General features: G+C 36.9%; 18 protein-coding genes. 11 read left to right on the top strand and 7 right to left on the bottom strand.

What is annotated here, in order from left to right:
- Positions 1-87 precede the first annotated feature (87 nt).
- From ACMW72_RS07910 to ACMW72_RS07890, 5 genes are read right to left on the bottom strand one after another with little or no spacing between them, the layout of a single operon-like run.
- Complete coding sequence (locus ACMW72_RS07910) at positions 88-558, bottom strand: GNAT family N-acetyltransferase (protein ID WP_418368302.1); 471 nt, start codon at positions 556-558, stop codon at positions 88-90.
- On the bottom strand, positions 555-1871 hold the full coding sequence (locus ACMW72_RS07905; protein ID WP_418368301.1) for a YheC/YheD family protein: 1317 nt from the start codon (positions 1869-1871) through the stop codon (positions 555-557). Before ACMW72_RS07905 ends, ACMW72_RS07910 begins: the two co-directional genes overlap by 4 nt.
- 24 nt (positions 1872-1895) lie before the next feature.
- Positions 1896-3272 (bottom strand): YheC/YheD family protein, encoded by a 1377-nt coding sequence (locus ACMW72_RS07900; RefSeq protein WP_418368300.1) that lies wholly within the window; start codon positions 3270-3272, stop codon positions 1896-1898.
- On the bottom strand, positions 3269-4381 hold the full coding sequence (locus ACMW72_RS07895; protein WP_418368299.1) for a YheC/YheD family protein: 1113 nt from the start codon (positions 4379-4381) through the stop codon (positions 3269-3271). The genes ACMW72_RS07900 and ACMW72_RS07895 overlap by 4 nt, the downstream gene beginning before the upstream one ends.
- Positions 4378-5745 carry a YheC/YheD family protein gene (locus tag ACMW72_RS07890; protein ID WP_418368298.1) on the bottom strand — a complete coding sequence of 456 codons (1368 nt, stop codon included), beginning with the start codon at positions 5743-5745 and terminating at the stop codon, positions 4378-4380. The genes ACMW72_RS07895 and ACMW72_RS07890 overlap by 4 nt, the downstream gene beginning before the upstream one ends.
- 105 nt (positions 5746-5850) lie before the next feature.
- Between ACMW72_RS07890 and ACMW72_RS07885 the strand changes: the two genes are divergently transcribed.
- The 5 genes from ACMW72_RS07885 to ACMW72_RS07865 all read left to right on the top strand — a co-directional run bounded on the left by ACMW72_RS07885 (position 5851) and on the right by ACMW72_RS07865 (position 10042).
- The gene (locus ACMW72_RS07885; protein ID WP_418368297.1) at positions 5851-6939 is read left to right on the top strand and encodes a DUF445 family protein; all 1089 of its coding nucleotides are present in this window, start codon (positions 5851-5853) and stop codon (positions 6937-6939) included.
- A 68-nt stretch (positions 6940-7007) separates the two neighbouring features.
- Entirely contained in the window at positions 7008-7364 is a 357-nt protein-coding gene (locus ACMW72_RS07880) for a YlbF family regulator (RefSeq protein ID WP_418368296.1), read from the top strand.
- 14 nt (positions 7365-7378) lie between these two features.
- Positions 7379-8065 (top strand): metal-dependent hydrolase, encoded by a 687-nt coding sequence (locus ACMW72_RS07875; RefSeq protein ID WP_418368295.1) that lies wholly within the window; start codon positions 7379-7381, stop codon positions 8063-8065.
- A 221-nt stretch (positions 8066-8286) separates the two neighbouring features.
- Positions 8287-8577 carry a hypothetical protein gene (locus ACMW72_RS07870; RefSeq protein WP_418368294.1) on the top strand — a complete coding sequence of 97 codons (291 nt, stop codon included), beginning with the start codon at positions 8287-8289 and terminating at the stop codon, positions 8575-8577.
- A 151-nt stretch (positions 8578-8728) separates the two neighbouring features.
- The gene (locus ACMW72_RS07865) at positions 8729-10042 is read left to right on the top strand and encodes a DRTGG domain-containing protein (RefSeq protein WP_418368293.1); all 1314 of its coding nucleotides are present in this window, start codon (positions 8729-8731) and stop codon (positions 10040-10042) included.
- 100 nt (positions 10043-10142) lie between these two features.
- Here the strand turns inward: ACMW72_RS07865 and ACMW72_RS07860 are convergent, their stop codons facing one another.
- Entirely contained in the window at positions 10143-10622 is a 480-nt protein-coding gene (locus ACMW72_RS07860; protein WP_418368292.1) for a hypothetical protein, read from the bottom strand.
- Positions 10622-10951 (bottom strand): YtrH family sporulation protein, encoded by a 330-nt coding sequence (locus ACMW72_RS07855; RefSeq protein ID WP_418368291.1) that lies wholly within the window; start codon positions 10949-10951, stop codon positions 10622-10624. Before ACMW72_RS07855 ends, ACMW72_RS07860 begins: the two co-directional genes overlap by 1 nt.
- Before the next feature lie 124 nt (positions 10952-11075).
- Between ACMW72_RS07855 and ACMW72_RS07850 the strand changes: the two genes are divergently transcribed.
- The 6 genes from ACMW72_RS07850 (at position 11076) to ACMW72_RS07825 (ending at position 18704) form a co-directional block, all read left to right on the top strand.
- Positions 11076-14489: a DNA polymerase III subunit alpha gene (locus ACMW72_RS07850; protein WP_418368290.1), complete on the top strand. Its 3414-nt coding sequence runs from the start codon at positions 11076-11078 to the stop codon at positions 14487-14489.
- A 158-nt stretch (positions 14490-14647) separates the two neighbouring features.
- Positions 14648-15880 (top strand): NAD(P)-dependent malic enzyme, encoded by a 1233-nt coding sequence (locus ACMW72_RS07845; RefSeq protein ID WP_418368289.1) that lies wholly within the window; start codon positions 14648-14650, stop codon positions 15878-15880.
- A gap of 35 nt (positions 15881-15915) precedes the next feature.
- Positions 15916-16593, top strand: a complete 678-nt coding sequence (locus ACMW72_RS07840) for a FadR/GntR family transcriptional regulator (RefSeq protein ID WP_418368288.1) — start codon at positions 15916-15918, stop codon at positions 16591-16593.
- Between the two features lie 76 nt (positions 16594-16669).
- The gene (locus ACMW72_RS07835; RefSeq protein WP_418368287.1) at positions 16670-16852 is read left to right on the top strand and encodes a glutamate decarboxylase; all 183 of its coding nucleotides are present in this window, start codon (positions 16670-16672) and stop codon (positions 16850-16852) included.
- A 38-nt stretch (positions 16853-16890) separates the two neighbouring features.
- The gene (accD, locus tag ACMW72_RS07830) at positions 16891-17748 is read left to right on the top strand and encodes an acetyl-CoA carboxylase, carboxyltransferase subunit beta (protein ID WP_418368286.1); all 858 of its coding nucleotides are present in this window, start codon (positions 16891-16893) and stop codon (positions 17746-17748) included.
- Positions 17745-18704, top strand: coding sequence for an acetyl-CoA carboxylase carboxyltransferase subunit alpha (locus ACMW72_RS07825; protein WP_418368325.1), 960 nt, complete (start codon positions 17745-17747; stop codon positions 18702-18704). The genes accD and ACMW72_RS07825 overlap by 4 nt, the downstream gene beginning before the upstream one ends.
- Positions 18705-18710 lie beyond the last annotated feature (6 nt).

Below are 18710 nucleotides of genomic sequence, written 5' to 3'. Positions count from 1 at the left end.
ATGAGGTTCGGTTTTCCGAGCCTCATTTTTTGAGAGAAATGGCTTCCTGACCTCTAATAAGCTTGGCTTGTATGATTCAGCGCAATTTTATAGCGAGCTTTCCCACTCTTCTTTGCTCCAATTTCCCCAACCTAAAATCAAAGTTGGTTTTCCTGTTGGTCCTTTTGTTAACGCAAATGCTTGCATGTCGGTGGCAAAACAAAGTTTTAGACTAGGGATATTGTCATTGGCCACCTTAACATAGAAACGGTCTAAGAATTTTTGGGCTTCTGTGATCAGTTGATAAGCAATTCCTTTCTTACGTGTTTTCGGATGAACGACAATAAAAGCTTGCTTCAGTCCATAATGGATGATGGCTAGAACACCAACGATCATTTTCTGATCAACCATGACATAAATAAGATCGCCATTTTCAGGGGTAAGTTTTTTGAAAGGAGTTTGTTTTAACCAATCGATGGCTTTTTTGGTAATATGGTTATCTCCATATTTTTGGATAAAGCGAATCAGTATTTGCCGATGTTGGTCATTCGTATCTCTTGTGATTTTGATCATCCTCATACTTTCCCTCCTTTAGGGACAAAACCAGATAAATAGCGGAAGTATTGAATTAAGCGTAAAAGAGATGTTTCTCGAATATTTGGTTCGTCAAATTCCATCGGTTTGGCATTGGCTTCAAAGAACCAGAGATTTCCGTTTTTATCAATTCCTAAATCCATTGACATTTCACCAAGAAGATGGTCAGTTTTTGCTTCAATATGTTTAGCGATTTTCACTGCGAGCCTAGCTATTTTTTCTTTCCATTTATTTGACAGTCCTTTATCAGCAAAGGTTTCTTTAAAGACTTGATCCACCGATTGAATATATCCACCTTGGGGAACATGGGTGGTAATGCTTTGTTTTCCAGCTACGCGTACACCGATACCAGTCACTTTCCACTGGTTTTTCCCGTTTTTTTGGACCAATACTCGGAGGTCATAGGGTTGTTGTTGATAAGTGTTTAGAAAAATACCTTGTTGAATAATATATTTTTTGTTCTTGGCAAGGGAATGGACTTTCTGCCATAAGGATTGGAAGTTTCTAAAACTTTGGTGATAGGTCATTTGCTTGGTTTGATAGGTAAGATAGAAATGATTTTCTTTTTTTTCAATTTTCATAAATCCGATTCCTGCTTTTCCATTTACTGGCTTTAGATATAGCATGGTATATTGTTGAAGATAGCGACTTAGATCTTCTTCTTTTAAAATGGTGGTATCCGGAAGGATTTTAGTCAGTTCTTTATTCTCACTCATCCATTGATGTAAAGCCCATTTATTGAAAAAATAAGGATTAAAAAAAGGAATGTTTTCTTTAACTAAATACTCTAAAACTGCTTTTACACTAGGTTTGCTTTCTTCTTTTCGACTTGGGATGCGATTATACACCACATCAGGGAAAGGAAGAATCTGTGTTACCCATTTTTTTTGATTGGAATCATAAATATATGCTTTTACTGTTTGGTCGATTAAGTCTACCTCTTCAGCAGGGAAAACAAAGATGAATACTCCTGCTTTTTTGCCCATTTGGATAATATCAATGAAATTTTTGACATTTCCTTTAAATCCTTGAGTTCCTTTTGTCGTTAGGATGCCAACAAAAGGTCCAGCTTTGTAACCTTTATCTTTTTTGATCAAGCGAATGGGATAGGTATAAGGCAATTTTGCTGGGCTGATTTTATAAGATGTCGTCGCTATGTTTTTGATTTGATTGTGTGAACCTACAGCAAGGGGATAAATGGCATGATCAAATTTTTTTGTATTCGTTTTAGAAGGAAGGATTATTTTCCATGATTGTGAAGGGTGAATTTGTAACCAGGCATATTGGGGTATGGCCATTAGATAACTCCTCCCTTGTTTGATTTAAAATCCAGATAAGTAAGTGGAATATTCAAGAAGAGATCGTCTTGATGTATGGCTAGCTGCTTTTAAATTCGGATGCTTAAAAATGGACCGGCCTGGTTTTGAATTCACTTCAAATAACCATATTTGTGCATCTTGATCAATTCCCATATCAAGTCCCAATTCGCCTATCGGGGTTGTTGATTTTTCTTCAACGACTTGAGCGATTTGCAGTGCTGCCTGATTTAATCTTTCGAGAATGTCAGTTGCGTCTGAATGAAACTGTTGTTCTATGAATTGTTTAGCGTCAAGCAATTTTCCTCCTGATCGAATATGTGTAGTCACACTGCCGTTGCCAGCAACCTTGGCACCAATAGCGACAACATTCCATTTGTTCGCCCTGTTTTTATGCATGTGTACACGGAAATCTACAGGTCGATTTTGATATTTTAGTAAATGAATTCCCTGCTGGATGAGGTAATGATTTGCTTTATGTTTATTTCTAAGAATGGTTTGATAAAGATTATGGAGATTTTTAAATGAAATGGCTCGATTTTGATTTTGCTGGCGGTAAAATAGAAGGTAATGATTGCGTTCTTTTTGAATCTTATAAATTCCAAGACCAAGGCTTCCCTCTGAAGGTTTTAGGTAGACCAGCGGATATTTGCTTAACATATATTCCAAAGTAGAAATATGGGAACTTAAATAAGTTTCAGGAAAATATTTTTTGATTCTGTCATCTACGGAAAGGATCTGGTGCATTTCCCACTTATTGAAAAAATTTTGGTTAAATAGTATTCCTCCAAGTCGTTGATAGTTTTCTTTAAATTGTACAACGGCAGGTGTTTTCTCAGTGGTTCGGTTAGGTACGCGGTTATAGACAACATCAGGTAGAGGAACTCTTATTTGTTGCCATTCTTTTCCCTTTAACTGTGGAAGATAAAAAAAACCGTTTACGGTTCTACTTGGCCAGTCGACTTGCTCCGGGGTAAAGACAAAATAATAAGCAGGATAGAAGGGTTCAGGTTCTAATAATTTTTTAAAAAACTGACTAAATGGGTTTTCAAATTCAGAAGTTGAATTAGTAAATTTTTTTCCTGAATAATCGGTTGTTAATATCCCAATAAGAGGGCCAATGCGGATTCTATTGTTCTCTCTCTTGATCATGATTTGTTTTTGGTAGGGGAGGTGAAGTTTTTTATAAACCGAAGAAGAAAGGAACGTTTGATCTTGGTTCATTTTTTTCTCTAACACTTTTACATCTAAATGTTTCAGGCCCAAAAAAAGATCTATTTTTTGATTAGGTTTTATCCCTAATTGGTGGATCAGTTTTTTTGATAGAAAGATGGTGTTATTCTGGGATGGAAAGATACGGAGTTTGGTGGAAATGGATGTCATTGTGCATTTCCTCCTAATGATCGATTTTTTGCTAAATATTTCGTATAAAGAATGGGCTGGCTCACAGATTTTATGATTGTCTGTTCTTCACCTAGGATCGAAAATACATTTCTGCCCGGCTTTGAATTCACTTCGATGATCCATACTTTTCCTTGTTGATCAATGCCAAGATCAAGACCTAATTCGAACAGTTCTCCGTGGGATTGTTCTATAAACGGGGGAATAGTTTTGGCAAAAGAGTGAATTAGTTCAAGGATCTCTTTTGCTTTATAGTGTGAAAATTCTTTTTGGATGAGGTGAACGGCTGATTCTACTTTTCCGCCTCCATGAAGATTTGAGGTAATATTACTGGCATCGCCGATTCGTGCTGCCATTCCGGTGGTTTCCCATTGCCCGTTTTCGTTTTTTTGAACTAATACCCTAATATCATATGGTTGATACTGTGAAGTGGTTAAATTTAAATACTGTTGAATAAGGTATCGTTTTTCTTTTGTAAACGAATGAATCCAATTAAGGAACTCTTTTTTGTTTTGAAAGATAAGGTGGATTTTTTTATTGTTATAGGCCCTTCCTAAGATATGGTAAGCACGATTTTGGATACTTACTTTTATCACACCTTTACCATGGCTTCCTCCGATTGGTTTTAGAATGATTGGCATTGTCGATAACCACTGAAAAAGCTGGTTTTCTCCTCGATAGATTGCCGTTTTGGGGAGATGAGATTTGAAAAGGGGATTGGTTGAAAGAATCTGATAAACTTCCCATTTTCCCTTTAACCCATTTCCTAAAAATGGGATTCGTTCTTGTTTGATTTTCTTGATATAAGGAAGATAAGTTCGGTATTCTTTTCTTGACGAATAAAAACATCGATCATAGATAAATGTGGGGATGGGGAAAATTTTTGTCTCGAAGCGGTTTTTATAGGGATTATACTGAAATCCATTTGTTGTTTTGCTTTTCCAATCGATCGAGTCTGGATAGAAGACATAGACATCAATATTATTTTTTTTCCCAATTTTATATAATTGTTTAAAATACTCTTTCTCAAAAAAGAGGTATTTTTTATTCTGGCATGTCATAATACCCAATATGGTTTTGCGGTTTTTCATTTTCGCCTACTCCCTTTTACCCTTTCAGGAAAACCAGTAAGAAAGCGTACATATTGAATCAGACGATGAACGGAAGGTCTTGGTCCAGCTAAGGTCGTTTCTTCTGTTTTCGATGGCTTGGAGTTAACTTCTAGGAGCCAAATTTTCCCATCGTTATCTAAACCTAGGTCAATACCTAATTCTGCAAAATGACCAGATGTTGATTCTTCCAGTTTTTTGGCAATTTGTAAAGCTAATTTACGAAAATGTTCTTTTTTTATGGTTTTGCTTAATTCTGGACTTGCTTGGCGAATAGTTGCCATTACACCTGCTTGTGTTCCACCTCTAGCAAGATTCGATACAAATTGCTGATCATTGGCGATTCTTGCAATCATCGATGTAATCGACCAATGGCCCCGGCCGTTTTTTTGAACAAGAATGCGAAAATCGATGGGACGCCGATTCAGTTGAATTAAGTTAAGTCCCTCTTGGATTAAATAAGGTTCCGATTGTAATCGAGGATAAAGGTGTTTAAGTAGCTTATTTAAGTTTTTAAAATAGAATGTAGATGCCCCATTGATCCGTGAATATTGAACAATATATTGTTCGGGTGACCGTTCGATTTTAATAATCCCTTTACCTAATGCACCATTGGTCGGTTTTAGATAAACGATCGGGTATTTTTTTATCATCTCTTTGAGAGATTGGTTTCCTTTAAAATAAGTGGTTTCTGGCATAAATTGATGAATCGAAGTTTTTTTCAGCATTTCATATACTTGCCATTTATTTAAAAAGTGCTCATTAAAAAAAGGAATTTGTTTTTGTAATTCAGCGATCTTTGCTTTGAATTTTCTTTCTTGACTGCGAGATGAGATTCGATTATAAATCACATCAGGCAAGGGGAATATTCCCACTTCCCATTGATTATTGCGATAGAACCATCCCTGAATGGTTTGCGATCCATGATAAATATCTTGAATGGTGAAAATATAAAATAAAATCCCTTGATTTCTTGCAAGAAGAGCAACCTCTTTAAAGAACTCTGTTAATTTGCCAAATGGGGTTTGGGGTTGTTTAGGATTGACGCTTTGTACTAATATGCCGAAAATCGGGCCTAACAATAGTCCTTTTTCTTTATCAAATTTCGCGTTAAGCAATGTACCATTTGGGATATGAAGTTGTGTTGCAAGATCAGATGGGATTCGCATTAAATTGCCGCTATTGGAGCTAAGAGTCACTTTTACCTCGGTTATTATTTTTCCAAATTTAAGGGAGATGGGTTGATTGATGGGAAGGTTGAGCCGATTGATTGTAGCGATATTTGCATAGATCGTCGGTTTTTGCTGATCTTCTTGTGTTTCAACTTGAACTTGTACGATACCCATTCGCTTCTCCCCTTTCCAAAACAAAAATAAACTACTATCATAATATGTTTTTAAAATTTAGGTGTGTTAGGCATTGGCCTTGAAAGGATGAAAGGAGATAACGTCATGATTCAACTATTTATGTCTATCTTCATTGGCGCAATCATCGGAGCACTTACAAATGAATTGGCGATCCGTATGTTGTTTCGCCCTTATCAACCATGGAAAATTGGAAATTGGCAAGTCCCTTTTACACCTGGTGTAATCCCAAAAAGACGAGAAGAAATTGCTGAGAAATTAGGGAATATGGTGGAAAAGTATTTATTTACGGCAAAAGGTTTAAAGGAATTTATCGAAAAAACGAATATGAAAGAAAAACTGTACCAAAAATTGCTTGAAAAGTTAAAAGGATATCGAGAACAAAATATGAGAATTGGTGATGTATTCGCTGCGTTTTTTCATCATGATTTGGCTAGTTTGTCTAAATATATGCCTATATATATAAAAAAAAGTGAATGGAAAAAGAAAAGTATAGAAGAGCTTTTCTCGCAAGACATTTTAGAGAGAGTTGAGGAACAAATTGACAATCTTGCTGTTACTTTTATCGGTGAAATGAAAGATTATCTCCATTCTGAACAAGGAGCTAGGTGGTTAGAATCGATTATTTTTGAGCTTCTTGAAGGAAGAAAGATGTTAGGATTTTTGGCAGGAATATTTTTTGATGGAACACAACTTTTACAAAAATTACAGGCTTATTTGGATCAACTTCTTGATCAACCAAATGCCTATCAAATTTTTGTTACCTTTCTTCGGAAGGAATGGAACCAATTAAAAACAAAGCCGATGGAAACATGGATCAATCCAATCGAACCGTACTTGGAAGAACAAATCGGGAATTGGATCAAGCAAAGTGTGGCCAAAATTGAAGAAATACCCATTGGACAAGCAGTTGATTTCCTGCTTGAAAACAATTTTTTAGAGCGCTTCTATGAGCAAATCTTTGGATTCATTCAAGAGCGTTTGGAACATTGGTTTTCTTATTTATCAATAGCAAAAGTGGTAAGAGAAGAAGTAAATCGCTTCTCCCTAAAAGAGTTAGAGAAGATGATCGTAGAGGTATCTGGAAAAGAATTAAAAATGATTACCTTTTTTGGCGGGATTTTAGGTGGGTTGATTGGCTTATTTCAGGGACTTTTGTTCCTCTTTTATTCATAATCAAAAACTTTCAGAATACTTGTGTAATATGGTAAATTATAGATAAGAATAGAAAAGGGAGGGGGAATATGGCGAATATTTATGATATCGCTTTTGAATTAGCTCGGGCAATAGAAAAAGATGAGAATTATCTTTTGGTGAAACAACTTTCGCAAAAGGTAATGAATCACCCGGAAAAAAGTAAAAAAGTAGATGAGTTTCGTTTTCAGCAATTTCAACTGCAAAAGAATCAGATGCAAGGATCACCTGTGGGGCCTAAAGAAATGGAAAAAATGAATCAACTTTATGAAGAATTAATTAAAGACTTAGAATTGAAACAACTTCTAGAAGCGGAACAACGGTTGAGTGTCCTTTTTGCCGATATCAATCGGATTTTGACCGGTCCATTAGAAAGAATTTATACAAAAGATGAAAACTTTAATTAAAAGGTGGGGTTAGAATGGACATTCGTTATCATGGACATAGTTGTATAGAATTAAGAGGTGAAAAATACAGTATCATTATCGATCCATTTATTACAGGAAATACTCATGCGAAAGTTGCGATTGATGAAATTAAGGTAGACTACATTTATATTACCCATGGTCATGGTGACCATATTGGCGATGCGGTACAAATTGCCAAAAATAATGCCGCAACGATTATCGCTCCATTTGAATTAGCCACTTATATGAGCTGGCAAGGGGTTAAGGCTCATCCATTACATATCGGTGGAAGCTATTCCTTTGAATTTGGTCGGGTGAAAGCAACACAAGCGTTCCATGGTTCTGGATTTGTCGATGAGGGGAACAAACAGATTATCTATTTGGGTATGCCAAGTGGAGTCATTGTTGAGATGGACGGGAAAAAGATTTATCATGCAGGAGATACGGGGTTGTTTGGCGATATGAAGTTACTAGAACGTGAACAATTGGATGTAGCTTTTCTGCCAATTGGGGGCAATTTCACCATGGGATTGGAAGATGCATTGTTAGCAGCGGAATGGATTAAAGCGAAGAAAACGATTCCGATTCACTATAATACCTTCCCTATTATCCAAGAAGATCCTCAAGCATTTGTCAATCGTTTACAAGAAAAAGGACTAAGTAGCGAAGTTCTTCCCATGAATCAGTGGGTGAAGTTGTAAGGGTGAATAAAAAACTTATTCTTTCATTCAAAAGAAATACACGGAAAAACGGATCAATAACTGAAGAAAAACAGTATATTCAGTTTGAAGTGCAAAAAGAAAAAGGTATCCTAACATCAAATATCCTCGATGGATTTACAATCGAGGTCGAAGAGTTATTCAGATAAATCTTGTTCTATCTTGTCTGCCTCCTACATACAGTGGAATAGGAGGGACAGTATATGAGACTATTAAAATCAATCGTCTATTTTATCATCGCCTTAGCGAGCTTGTTTTATGCGATACCCAGAATCCCTTTATTTCAAGGTGACTTATCAGCTCAAATCTTTGCCGTTACATGGATCCTCTTTGCGTTGCTTGTCGTTGGGGCCCATTTAGATCAACTCCTCTTCTTAGATGAAGAAAAACGCAAACAACTAGCTAGGATAAAAAAATATCAACGCCTAAAAAAAGAACAAGAAATCTTACATCTTCAACCGAAACGGATACAGATGGTACAAGGAAAACGCTAACTAGCTCCCTTACAAAATCTGAATGGCTTGTATGTTCTAACGCTTTTTTAGAACATACAAGCCTATTTTTATTTGCTCTTCAATCTGTTATAATATAGTACAACAGATGTGGGGAATTAAAGTATAACAGTATGGAAAGTACGGTGAGTTTATGGCAACCAAACACGAAAAAATTCTACAATATATTGAAAGTTTACCCATAGGTCACAAGATCTCTGTAAGACAGATAGCAAAAGAAATGAACGTAAGTGAAGGGACCGCCTACCGAGCGATAAAAGAGGCAGAGAATCAAGGTTTTGTCAGTACCATTGAACGGGTAGGAACGGTTCGGATTGAAAAAAAACATAAAGCAAACATTGAAAAATTAACCTTTGCCGAAGTGGTAAATATTGTTGATGGACATGTTCTTGGGGGTAGGAATGGATTATACAAAACCTTAAACAAATTCGTTATCGGTGCGATGAAATTAGAAGATATGATGAAATACGTCGACCCAGGTAACTTGTTGATTGTCGGGAATCGCGTACAAGCACACAAGTTAACTTTAAAGCAAGGGGCAGCAATTTTAATTACCGGGGGATTTGATACCAGTGATGAAGTGAAAAAACTGGCGGATGAAAGGGAGCTGCCGGTTATTTCTACAAGCTATGACACATTTACGGTTGCTTCATTAATCAATCGTGCCATCTATGATCGCTTGATTAAAAAAGAGATCATGATGGTAGAAGATATCATTCATGGACAAAAAGAAGTGATGATCTTAAAGGACAGGCAACTCGTATCAGACTACCATTTACTTGTAGAAAAGACAAAGCACAGTCGCTTTCCCGTTGTTGATGATCAAATGAAATTGGTTGGAATTGTAACTTCAAAAGATATCCTTGATAAAGATAAAAACCTAACCATTGATAAAGTCATGACCAAAAACCCGATTTCTGTCACTGCAAAAACTTCCATCGCGTCAGCTGCGCACATGATGGTCTGGGAAGGGATTGAACTACTGCCTGTGATCGATACGCATCGTAAACTAATTGGGGTCATCAGCCGTCAAGATGTACTCAAAGCTTTGCAATATATCCAAAAAAAGCCGCAAATTGGGGAAACAATCGATGACATTATAATGAAACCTTTTGAAGAACAAAAGGCAGAAGATGGGTCGATTATCTTTAAAGGAGAAGTGACTCCGCAAATGACCAACCAGCTTGGTTCTTTGTCAACAGGGCCATTAGCTAGCTTAGTGATCGAATCTGCCCACCGCATTTTGCGTCAGTATAAAAAAGGAGATCTTGTTCCTGAGAATTTGATGATTTATTTTGTGAAGCCTGTCCAAATCGAAAGTGTTTTAGAGATTCGTCCGAAAATCATTGAAGTCAGTCGAAAGTTTGGGAAAGTGGATGTTGAAGTCTACCACAAAAACCAGTTGGTAAGTAAAGCTCTAATTACATCGCAAGTAATTGAACGATGAAATGGCTTGTATAAAATGGAAAGCCGTAAGGTTAGGAGCAGCGTTAGATCATACAAGCCAGTGATTCTAATAAGGATAGAAAAAGCGGTTGGATGCTTTCTTATTGATGTTCTTGTACAGAGATCCAGATTCTTGTGATTGGTCCGACATAAATAATGTTCACCTTTACTGTAAATTGTCGTTTTCCAACAGTAAAATTCTTATTATTTAACAATTGATAAATCATTTCTGGCGCTTCGCCAATATCTTCGACTTTTTTGCCAACAAGAAAATAAGTCTCGTCAATTAAGACCTCAAGAAGTTCTGCTTCAATGTATCCGTTCAGTTTCTCTTGAATGTGAAATTGAACAGAACGAATGAGCTGATTCTTACTTTTGATTTTTTTCTCTAATTGCAAAACTTCAAGGTCGGCTTTCGTTTCTCTTAATTCATTTTTTAACTGTTCATTTTCAGTGATTAAATGGTCAATATGTTTGCCATGAAGAGATAAGTAAAAGAACATCCCCAAAAAAATACCCATAACAAAGAAAATGAGACAACGAATCCAAACTTTATGCAAAACCCAAGAGATATAACGCATTATTCCATATCTCCTTTTATGAGCCAAAGGATCACGATTCTGCCGGAATAAGCTCCGACTAAGCCTGTTATAATCATTAAAAGTTGGCGAACAATACCTGATAGATTTCCATCAAATAAACCACTTTCAAAAGTTTTAAATGAATCAAAAGTACCCCCTAGAGAAACAACCAATGCCCAAATTTTTAGGTCAGTAGAAAGTTCTTTAATAGTTAGAATCGGAGGTTGATGAGTCAAGAAAGCACCGATTCCCCCAAAGAGAGATCCACCGATCACAACGCCAAAAGCAAGAAAAAATGACATGATTAAATTGGTAATAAAAGCTCCCATCGTATTTCCCCTTATCAACAAGAATAGAAACTTGATGACGAAATTTTCCTTTATACTAGAATGTATGGGACAAATCTAGAAATCATGATAAGAATCAGTGAGGCTAAAACTTGAGGTGTCAGCTATGACGAATTTTGTTCACTTACATGTTCATACCGAATATAGTTTGCTAGATGGGGCAAGTCGAATCGACCATTTAGTGAAAAAGGCGAAAGATCTGGGAATGTCGGCTTTAGCGATTACTGATCATGGTGTCATGTATGGAGTGGTTCCTTTTTATCTAGCCTGCAAAAGGGAAGGGATGAAACCGATCATCGGAGTTGAAGCCTATATAACGTCAGGTCACCGAACCGATCGAATTTCACGACAAGAACAAAAAATTTATCATTTAGTGTTATTAGCAGAAAACGAGACGGGCTATAAAAATCTGCTGAAATTGACTTCGTTTGCCCATTTAGAAGGGTTTTATTATAAACCGCGAATCGATAAAGAGCTATTAAAAGAATATCATGATGGAATTATCGCTTTAAGCGCTTGTTTAAAAGGTGAAATAAACGACCATCTATTACAAGGTCAATATGAAAAAGCAAAAGAAGTTGCTCTCGAATATCAATCGATTTTTGGAAAAGAAAATTTTTATTTAGAGATTCAAGATCACGGTCTATCTGAACAGAAGCGACTATTAGAAGGGTTGATCAAGTTATCACAGGAAACGGGAATTCCTATCGTTGCCACGAACGATGTTCACTATGTAGAAAAAGAGGATGCCCTCATTCAAGATATATTAATGGCAATTGGCACAGGAAGTACGTTAGAAGATGAAAAACGGTTTCGCTTTCCTACTAAAGAGTTTTATCTAAAAAGCGCCAAGGAGATGAGAGATCTATTTTCTCATTTGCCAGAGGCATTAGAGAATACTATAAAAATTGCAGATCGTTGCCAATTAGAGATTCCGACAAATTTATCCATTTTACCGAAGTTTCCTGTACCTAATTCCGTTACTTCAGAACAATATTTAGAAGCCTTAGCCTATAAGGGGTTAGAAAAACGCTATCAACAAATTACAAAAGAGATCAAAGATCGTCTCGATTATGAGCTATCCGTAATAAAAAAAATGGGCTTTTCCGATTATTTTTTAATTGTCTGGGATTTTATGAAATATGCTCATAAGAAAGGGATTATGACAGGACCAGGAAGAGGGTCTGCAGCAGGTAGTTTGGTCGCTTATGTTTTAGGAATTACCAATGTTGATCCGATAAAGTATGGACTTTTGTTTGAACGGTTTTTAAATCCAGAACGAGTCAATATGCCTGATATTGATATTGATTTTCATTATGAGCGTCGTGATGAAGTAATCCAGTATGTGAAGGAAAAGTATGGGGAACATCGTGTCGCGCAAATTATTACTTTTGGAACGTTTGCCGCTAAAGCAGCTATTCGCGATGTGGGCCGAGTTCTGAATATCACTTACAGCAAAGTGGACAAAATTGCAAAACTCATCCCAAATCAATTAGGAATTACGATTGAAAAAGCTCTAAAAGAAAATCCTGAATTATTAACCTTATATCAACAAGATGAAGAAACGAAAAAAATCTTACAAATTGCAATGAAAATTGAAGGGATGCCAAGACATCACTCCACTCATGCAGCTGGAGTTGTCATTGGCGACCGGCCGTTAGAAAATTACACTCCATTGCAGGAAGGTCAAGGGAATATTCCTCTTACCCAATATTCAATGGGGATATTGGAAACTATTGGCTTGTTAAAAATGGATTTCTTAGGTCTGCGAAATTTGACCATTATTGAAAGAACGTTGGATTGGATTGAAAAAACGAAAGGAAAACGAATCTCACTTCAACAATTGGATGAGAAAGATCATAAAACTTATGAATTGTTAAGCCAAGGAAATACCAAAGGAGTCTTTCAATTGGAATCCCCGGGGATGATTCGTGTATTAAAAGAATTAAAACCAAGCCGTTTTGAGGATATTGTAGCGATTCTTGCATTATATCGTCCCGGTCCAATGGAGTACATTCCTGAATATATTAAAGCCAAATTTGGACAAAAAGAAGTGACTTATCCCCATGAAAGCTTAGAACCAATCCTAAAGGATACCTATGGAATCATTGTCTATCAAGAACAAATCATGCAAATTGCTTCAAAGATGGCAGGATTTAGCTTAGGGGAAGCTGACCTTTTACGAAGAGCGGTAGGAAAAAAGAAAAGGGAGATTTTAATTCAAGAACGGGAACATTTCGTCAAAGGAGCAATAAAAAACGGTTACGAGGGAAAAGTGGCCAATGATGTGTATGATATGATTGTACGATTTGCAGATTACGGGTTTAACCGCTCCCATGCTGTCGCTTATGCTGTCATTGCCTTTCAAACCGCTTACCTAAAAGCTCATTATCCTGTTGAATTTATGACAGCTTTGATTTCTGAATCAATAGGGAATCCGGAAAAGGTTACCGAATATATTGAAGAAGCAAGAAAAATGGGCATCGAAGTTTTACCTCCAGATGTCAAACATAGTTTCTATTCATTTTCCATAGAAGGAAATAAAATTCGCTTTGGTCTTGGTGCCATTAAAAATATTGGCGTTTCTGTGATTGAATCGATTCTTCATTTACGAAAAAGCAAGAAAGAGATTCGTAGTATCTTGGATTTTTGTATGGAAGTGGACGCAAAAGTTTGTAACCGAAAAACGATGGAATCCCTCATTCTAAGCGGAGCTTTTGACTCCTTTGGCATTCATCGAGCAAAACTTTTGGCCAATTTGGACGATCTTTTAGAACGAATTCAGAAGCGAAAAAAACTGCAAAACGATTTACAAATCGATTTATTTGCTGATCTAGATCCTTCCTCAGAGATTGAATTTGATTGGATCGAGGTGAAGCCTTTTTCTGAACAAGAACAACTAAAAAAAGAAAAAGAGTTACTTGGGGTTTACTTATCTGGAGATCCCTTAAAAGAGTATCGGGAACTGTTAAAAGCTTATACTTCCCATCATTTTACTGAATTTGCCCATTTGCAAGATGGTGAAAGGATCACTTTTGGCGGTTTATTAACAGAGTTAAAACCAATTGTCACGAAAAAGGGCGATCCCATGGCCTTTGCAGAACTAGAGACAGACGGACATCTGGTAGAACTGGTGTTATTCCCTAAAGTCTATCAGAAATATTTTTCTCAACTGCAAATTGACCAAGGAGTTTTGATCCGAGGGAAGATAGACAAGCAGGAAGAAAAAGTGAAAATCATTGTGGAGAAAGTGTCTTTATTATCCAACTTGAAGGATCATTTTCATTCAAAAGTGATGATGATCAAAATCGCAAAGGAAAACGAAAATACCAAAACATTGACAAAACTACAAAACGTTTTAACCAAAAGACAAGGGAACGTACCTGTCATCCTTTATTATGAGCAAGGGAAAAAATCAAGACGTTTGTCAAGGAAATATTGGGTAACATTCGATGAAGGACTGAAACAAGAAATCGAAACTATACTTGGCGAAAATAGTGTTGCCATCCATTTTGAATAGTTGATTGTATTCAGAACATTCAAGATGATAAAAAATTTTTTTCAAATCAAATTTTTTCGTGCTATCTGTTCCAAGATTCTGTTATAATGGTAGTGGTCAGACCACTAGGGAAGACTGTCTGGATTATTTTAATAGAAAAAAGTGGGGAGTTGTTGGTCTTGTCTACATTAAAAGAAGAAGCTTTAAAGATGCATCGTGAAAATCAAGGGAAATTGCAAGTAAGTGCAAAAGTACCGCTGATGAACGCACACGATCTCAGTTTGGCTTATTCGCCAGGGGTAGCCGACCCATGTATGGCCATTCACGAAGACAAGGAAAAAGTTTATGAGTACACCATGAAAGGAAATACCGTCGCCGTAGTATCAGATGGGACTGCTGTACTCGGACTTGGAAACATTGGACCTGAAGCAGCAATGCCTGTCATGGAAGGGAAGTCTGTTCTATTTAAAAATTTTGCAGGCGTAGATGCGTTTCCAATTTGTCTCAATACTACAGATGTGGATAAAATTGTAGAGACAGTGAAACTCCTAGAACCAACCTTTGGTGGTGTGAACTTAGAAGATATCGCAGCTCCAAATTGTTTTATTATTGAAGAACGTTTGAAAAAAGAACTAAATATTCCTGTTTTTCATGATGATCAACATGGAACAGCGATTGTTACCTTAGCTGGTTTAATTAATGCGCTAAAACTCGTGGATAAAAAGATGGATGAGATCAAAGTGGTGGTGAATGGAGCGGGGGCTGCTGGGATTGCTATTGTCAAACTATTAATGAGTGTTGGTGTTAAAGACGTGATCATGTGTGACACCAAGGGAATTATCTATGAAGGTCGTCCCGTTGGTATGAACCCTGTAAAAGAGGAAATTGCAAAGATTACGAATAAAGAAAAAGTGCAAGGCACTCTTGCAGATGCATTAAAAGGTGCAGATGTTTTCATCGGTGTATCGGTAGCAGGTGCAGTAACTCAAGATATGGTAAAATCAATGAATAAAGACGCGATCATTTTTGCAATGGCCAATCCGGTGCCAGAGATTTTCCCAGATGAAGCAAAAGCAGCAGGTGCCAGAGTCGTTGGAACGGGTCGTTCAGACTTGCCAAATCAAGTGAACAATGTATCTGCATTTCCAGGAATTTTTAGAGGGGCCCTTGATGTTCGAGCAAGGGATATCAATGAAGAGATGAAAATTGCTGCTGCTTATGCGATTGCAGAACTGATTAATGAAGATGAATTAACAGAAGATTATGTGATTCCACATCCATTTGATCCGAGAGTCGCACCAAAAGTAGCCGGAGCTGTTGCAAAAGCAGCAATGGAGACAGGAGCTGCACGTATTCAAGTTGATGTAAAAGAAATTGAAGAGAAAACAAGAAGATTATCTGTAATAAAATAGTTGAGAATGAAGTAAAAGTAAAATGGGGTGGCTCAATGCTCGATGATACGAAAAATCGAAAGTTATATCAAGAAGTTTTAGTTAAAATTAATGAAATCATCAAGGAAGATAATTTACAAGTAGGTGATCGTTTACCTTCTGAACGAGAACTCGCAGAACGACTCAAAGTAGGAAGATCGTCTGTTCGTGAAGCGTTGAGGGCATTGGAGTTACTCGGTTTAATTTCGACAAGACATGGAGAAGGTACATTTATTGAAGATTCCACTTCTCATCACCTAGTAGAGATTCTTGCTTTCTTTATTTTAAGGGATCAAAAATCAAAAAAAGATCTTTTAGAGATGAGAAAGATCATTGAATTAGATGCAGTAGGACTTGCTGCAGAGCGTATTACCGAAGAACAAATTCGCAAAATGGAACGTTTATTAGATGAAACCCAAAAGCGAATCAAGTCAGGTTTATTACCTGATGAAGAAGATTTTCTCTTTCATCAATATATTGCACTTGCAAGTGAAAATTATCTATTGTTTCGCATTTGGCGAGCGATTGTTGACTTTGGCCGAACGATTTTAAAAGACTCCCTTAAACGTCATGGGAGATCAGAAATTTCCATTCAAGAGCATCGGTACATTCTAGAAGCGCTTAGAATGAAAGATAGGGAAGAGGCGGAGCGAAGAATGAAAATGCACTTAGAAAAGAGCCAATTTTTTGCCTAATTGTACTCCCAAGAAAAATCGTCTAAAATAGAATAAATGGTCATAGAGCATGCTAGGAATGATGAGGGGGATCATCATGTGGACAGTCATCTATATTGCACCAAATGAAAAAGTAGCTACCAAAATCAAAGACCAACTAACTGCTGAAGGATTCCTAGTGAAAATAAGAGAAAGCCAGGTTTCAAATCAATTTGAAATCTTAGTACCAAAGGGAGAATTAGGCGAGATCCATGAAGTTTTGACAAAGATTCTAACTTAGCTTAACTTCTTTCTAACCTTCCAATGCGAGGTGTTGATGTGTTAAAAGATTTCTTTTTTAAACAAAAAAGATTTGCTACCATTCCGTCTGAACACGCGAAGAAAGATATCCCTGAAGGAAGAGTAAAAAAATGCGATCGTTGTGGTACGATTACTTTTGTTAAGGAATTAGAAAAAAACCTATACGTTTGTCCTAATTGTGACTATCATTTTGCCTTATCTGCTCCCGAAAGAATTAAAATGATCATGGATCAAGGACATTTTTTTGAATATGATTCGGATTTGATTTCTTCTGATCCTTTAAAGTTCGAAGGTTACACAGAAAAGTTAAAAAGCGATATGGAAAAATCGAACCTAAATGAAGCCGTCGTAACTGGAGAGGGAACGATAGGAGGTTTTCCTGTCGTTATTGGCGTAATGGATACTCGTTTTCGCATGGGAAGTATGGGTTCTGTCGTCGGTGAAAAAATTACAAGGGCGATTGAAAAAGCCATTGTAAAACGCTATCCCTTTATCATGTTTTCAGCTTCAGGTGGAGCAAGAATGCAAGAAGGAATTTTTAGTTTAATGCAAATGGCCAAAACGAGTGCAGCGATCGCTAAACTTCATCGAGAAAGAATTTTATTTATTTCTGTATTTACCAATCCAACAACTGGTGGAGTATCTGCTAGCTTTGCTTCGTTAGGAGACATTAATATTGCTGAACCTGGAGCATTAATTGGTTTTGCGGGGCCAAGGGTTATCGAACAAGTGATTCGCCAAAAGTTACCTGAAGGATTTCAAACATCTGAATTTTTATTAGACCATGGCCAACTCGATATGATAGTTCATCGTAAAGATCTAAAAGAAACCCTTAGTCAATTATTAAATTTACATATGGTAAAGGGGAGGATATAATGGCTAATTTACCGTTTGAACGCCCTCTCTTTGAATTGCGCAAAAAAATCCAAGAGTTAAAGCAATTTACTGAACATGAAAGTATCGATTTCTCAAAAGAAATTGAAGAATTAGAGAAAAAATTAAAGGATCTTGAACAACAAATCTATGGGAATTTGACACCATGGCAAAAAACACAGATCTCAAGGTTGGCGCAAAGACCTACGACACTCGATTATATTGAACGGATTTTTACGGATTTTATCGAATTACATGGAGATCGAGCATACGGTGATGATCATGCCATTGTCGGCGGCATTGCCAAATTTAATGGAATGCCTGTTACGGTTATTGGTCACCAAAAGGGTAGAGATACGAAGGAAAATATTTATCGCAATTTTGGAATGCCTCATCCAGAAGGGTACCGAAAAGCTCTCCGTCTCATGCAACAAGCGGATAAATTTCGTCGCCCAATTATATGCTTTATTGATACACCAGGTGCTTTTCCAGGTATCGGTGCGGAAGAAAGAGGACAAAGTGAGGCTATCGCAAGAAATTTGAGAGAAATGGCTCTATTCCAAGTTCCAATCATTTGTATTGTCATTGGCGAAGGTGGAAGTGGAGGAGCTTTAGCATTAGGGGTAGGAAATTATCTCTATATGTTGGAGAATTCTATATATTCAGTTATTTCTCCGGAAGGAGCGGCGGCTATTCTTTGGCGGGATGGTTCGCAAGGAGAGAAAGCGGCTAACGCAATGAAGATTACTGCTCAAGACTTATATCATTTTGGAATCTGTGATGGCATTATCCCAGAACCACTGGGTGGTGCTCATAAAGATGTAGAATTTCAATCCATGCAGATCAAAACGTATATTGAACAAGGATTAAAAGATTTATCCCCTTTAAGTGGGGAAGAATTAGTCGAACATCGCTATAAAAAATTTCGTGCGATTGGAGAATATATTTCGATTATTTAGAAAGTT

It is taken from the genome of Tepidibacillus sp. LV47, from assembly GCF_048381575.1.
In the GTDB taxonomy this organism is placed as follows: domain Bacteria; phylum Bacillota; class Bacilli; order Tepidibacillales; family Tepidibacillaceae; genus Tepidibacillus.
This window is presented reverse-complemented; position numbering and strand designations above follow the sequence as displayed.

What these genes read in the sequence shown, in the direction of transcription:
- ACMW72_RS07910 (WP_418368302.1), bottom strand. Translation starts at nt 558, where the DNA reads ATGAGGATGATCAAAATCACAAGAGATACGAATGACCAACATCGGCAA.
- ACMW72_RS07905 (WP_418368301.1), bottom strand. Translation starts at nt 1,871, where the DNA reads ATGGCCATACCCCAATATGCCTGGTTACAAATTCACCCTTCACAATCA.
- ACMW72_RS07900 (WP_418368300.1), bottom strand. Translation starts at nt 3,272, where the DNA reads ATGACATCCATTTCCACCAAACTCCGTATCTTTCCATCCCAGAATAAC.
- ACMW72_RS07895 (WP_418368299.1), bottom strand. Translation starts at nt 4,381, where the DNA reads ATGAAAAACCGCAAAACCATATTGGGTATTATGACATGCCAGAATAAA.
- ACMW72_RS07890 (WP_418368298.1), bottom strand. Translation starts at nt 5,745, where the DNA reads ATGGGTATCGTACAAGTTCAAGTTGAAACACAAGAAGATCAGCAAAAA.
- ACMW72_RS07885 (WP_418368297.1), top strand. Translation starts at nt 5,851, where the DNA reads ATGATTCAACTATTTATGTCTATCTTCATTGGCGCAATCATCGGAGCA.
- ACMW72_RS07880 (WP_418368296.1), top strand. Translation starts at nt 7,008, where the DNA reads ATGGCGAATATTTATGATATCGCTTTTGAATTAGCTCGGGCAATAGAA.
- ACMW72_RS07875 (WP_418368295.1), top strand. Translation starts at nt 7,379, where the DNA reads ATGGACATTCGTTATCATGGACATAGTTGTATAGAATTAAGAGGTGAA.
- ACMW72_RS07870 (WP_418368294.1), top strand. Translation starts at nt 8,287, where the DNA reads ATGAGACTATTAAAATCAATCGTCTATTTTATCATCGCCTTAGCGAGC.
- ACMW72_RS07865 (WP_418368293.1), top strand. Translation starts at nt 8,729, where the DNA reads ATGGCAACCAAACACGAAAAAATTCTACAATATATTGAAAGTTTACCC.
- ACMW72_RS07860 (WP_418368292.1), bottom strand. Translation starts at nt 10,622, where the DNA reads ATGCGTTATATCTCTTGGGTTTTGCATAAAGTTTGGATTCGTTGTCTC.
- ACMW72_RS07855 (WP_418368291.1), bottom strand. Translation starts at nt 10,951, where the DNA reads ATGGGAGCTTTTATTACCAATTTAATCATGTCATTTTTTCTTGCTTTT.
- ACMW72_RS07850 (WP_418368290.1), top strand. Translation starts at nt 11,076, where the DNA reads ATGACGAATTTTGTTCACTTACATGTTCATACCGAATATAGTTTGCTA.
- ACMW72_RS07840 (WP_418368288.1), top strand. Translation starts at nt 15,916, where the DNA reads ATGCTCGATGATACGAAAAATCGAAAGTTATATCAAGAAGTTTTAGTT.
- ACMW72_RS07835 (WP_418368287.1), top strand. Translation starts at nt 16,670, where the DNA reads ATGTGGACAGTCATCTATATTGCACCAAATGAAAAAGTAGCTACCAAA.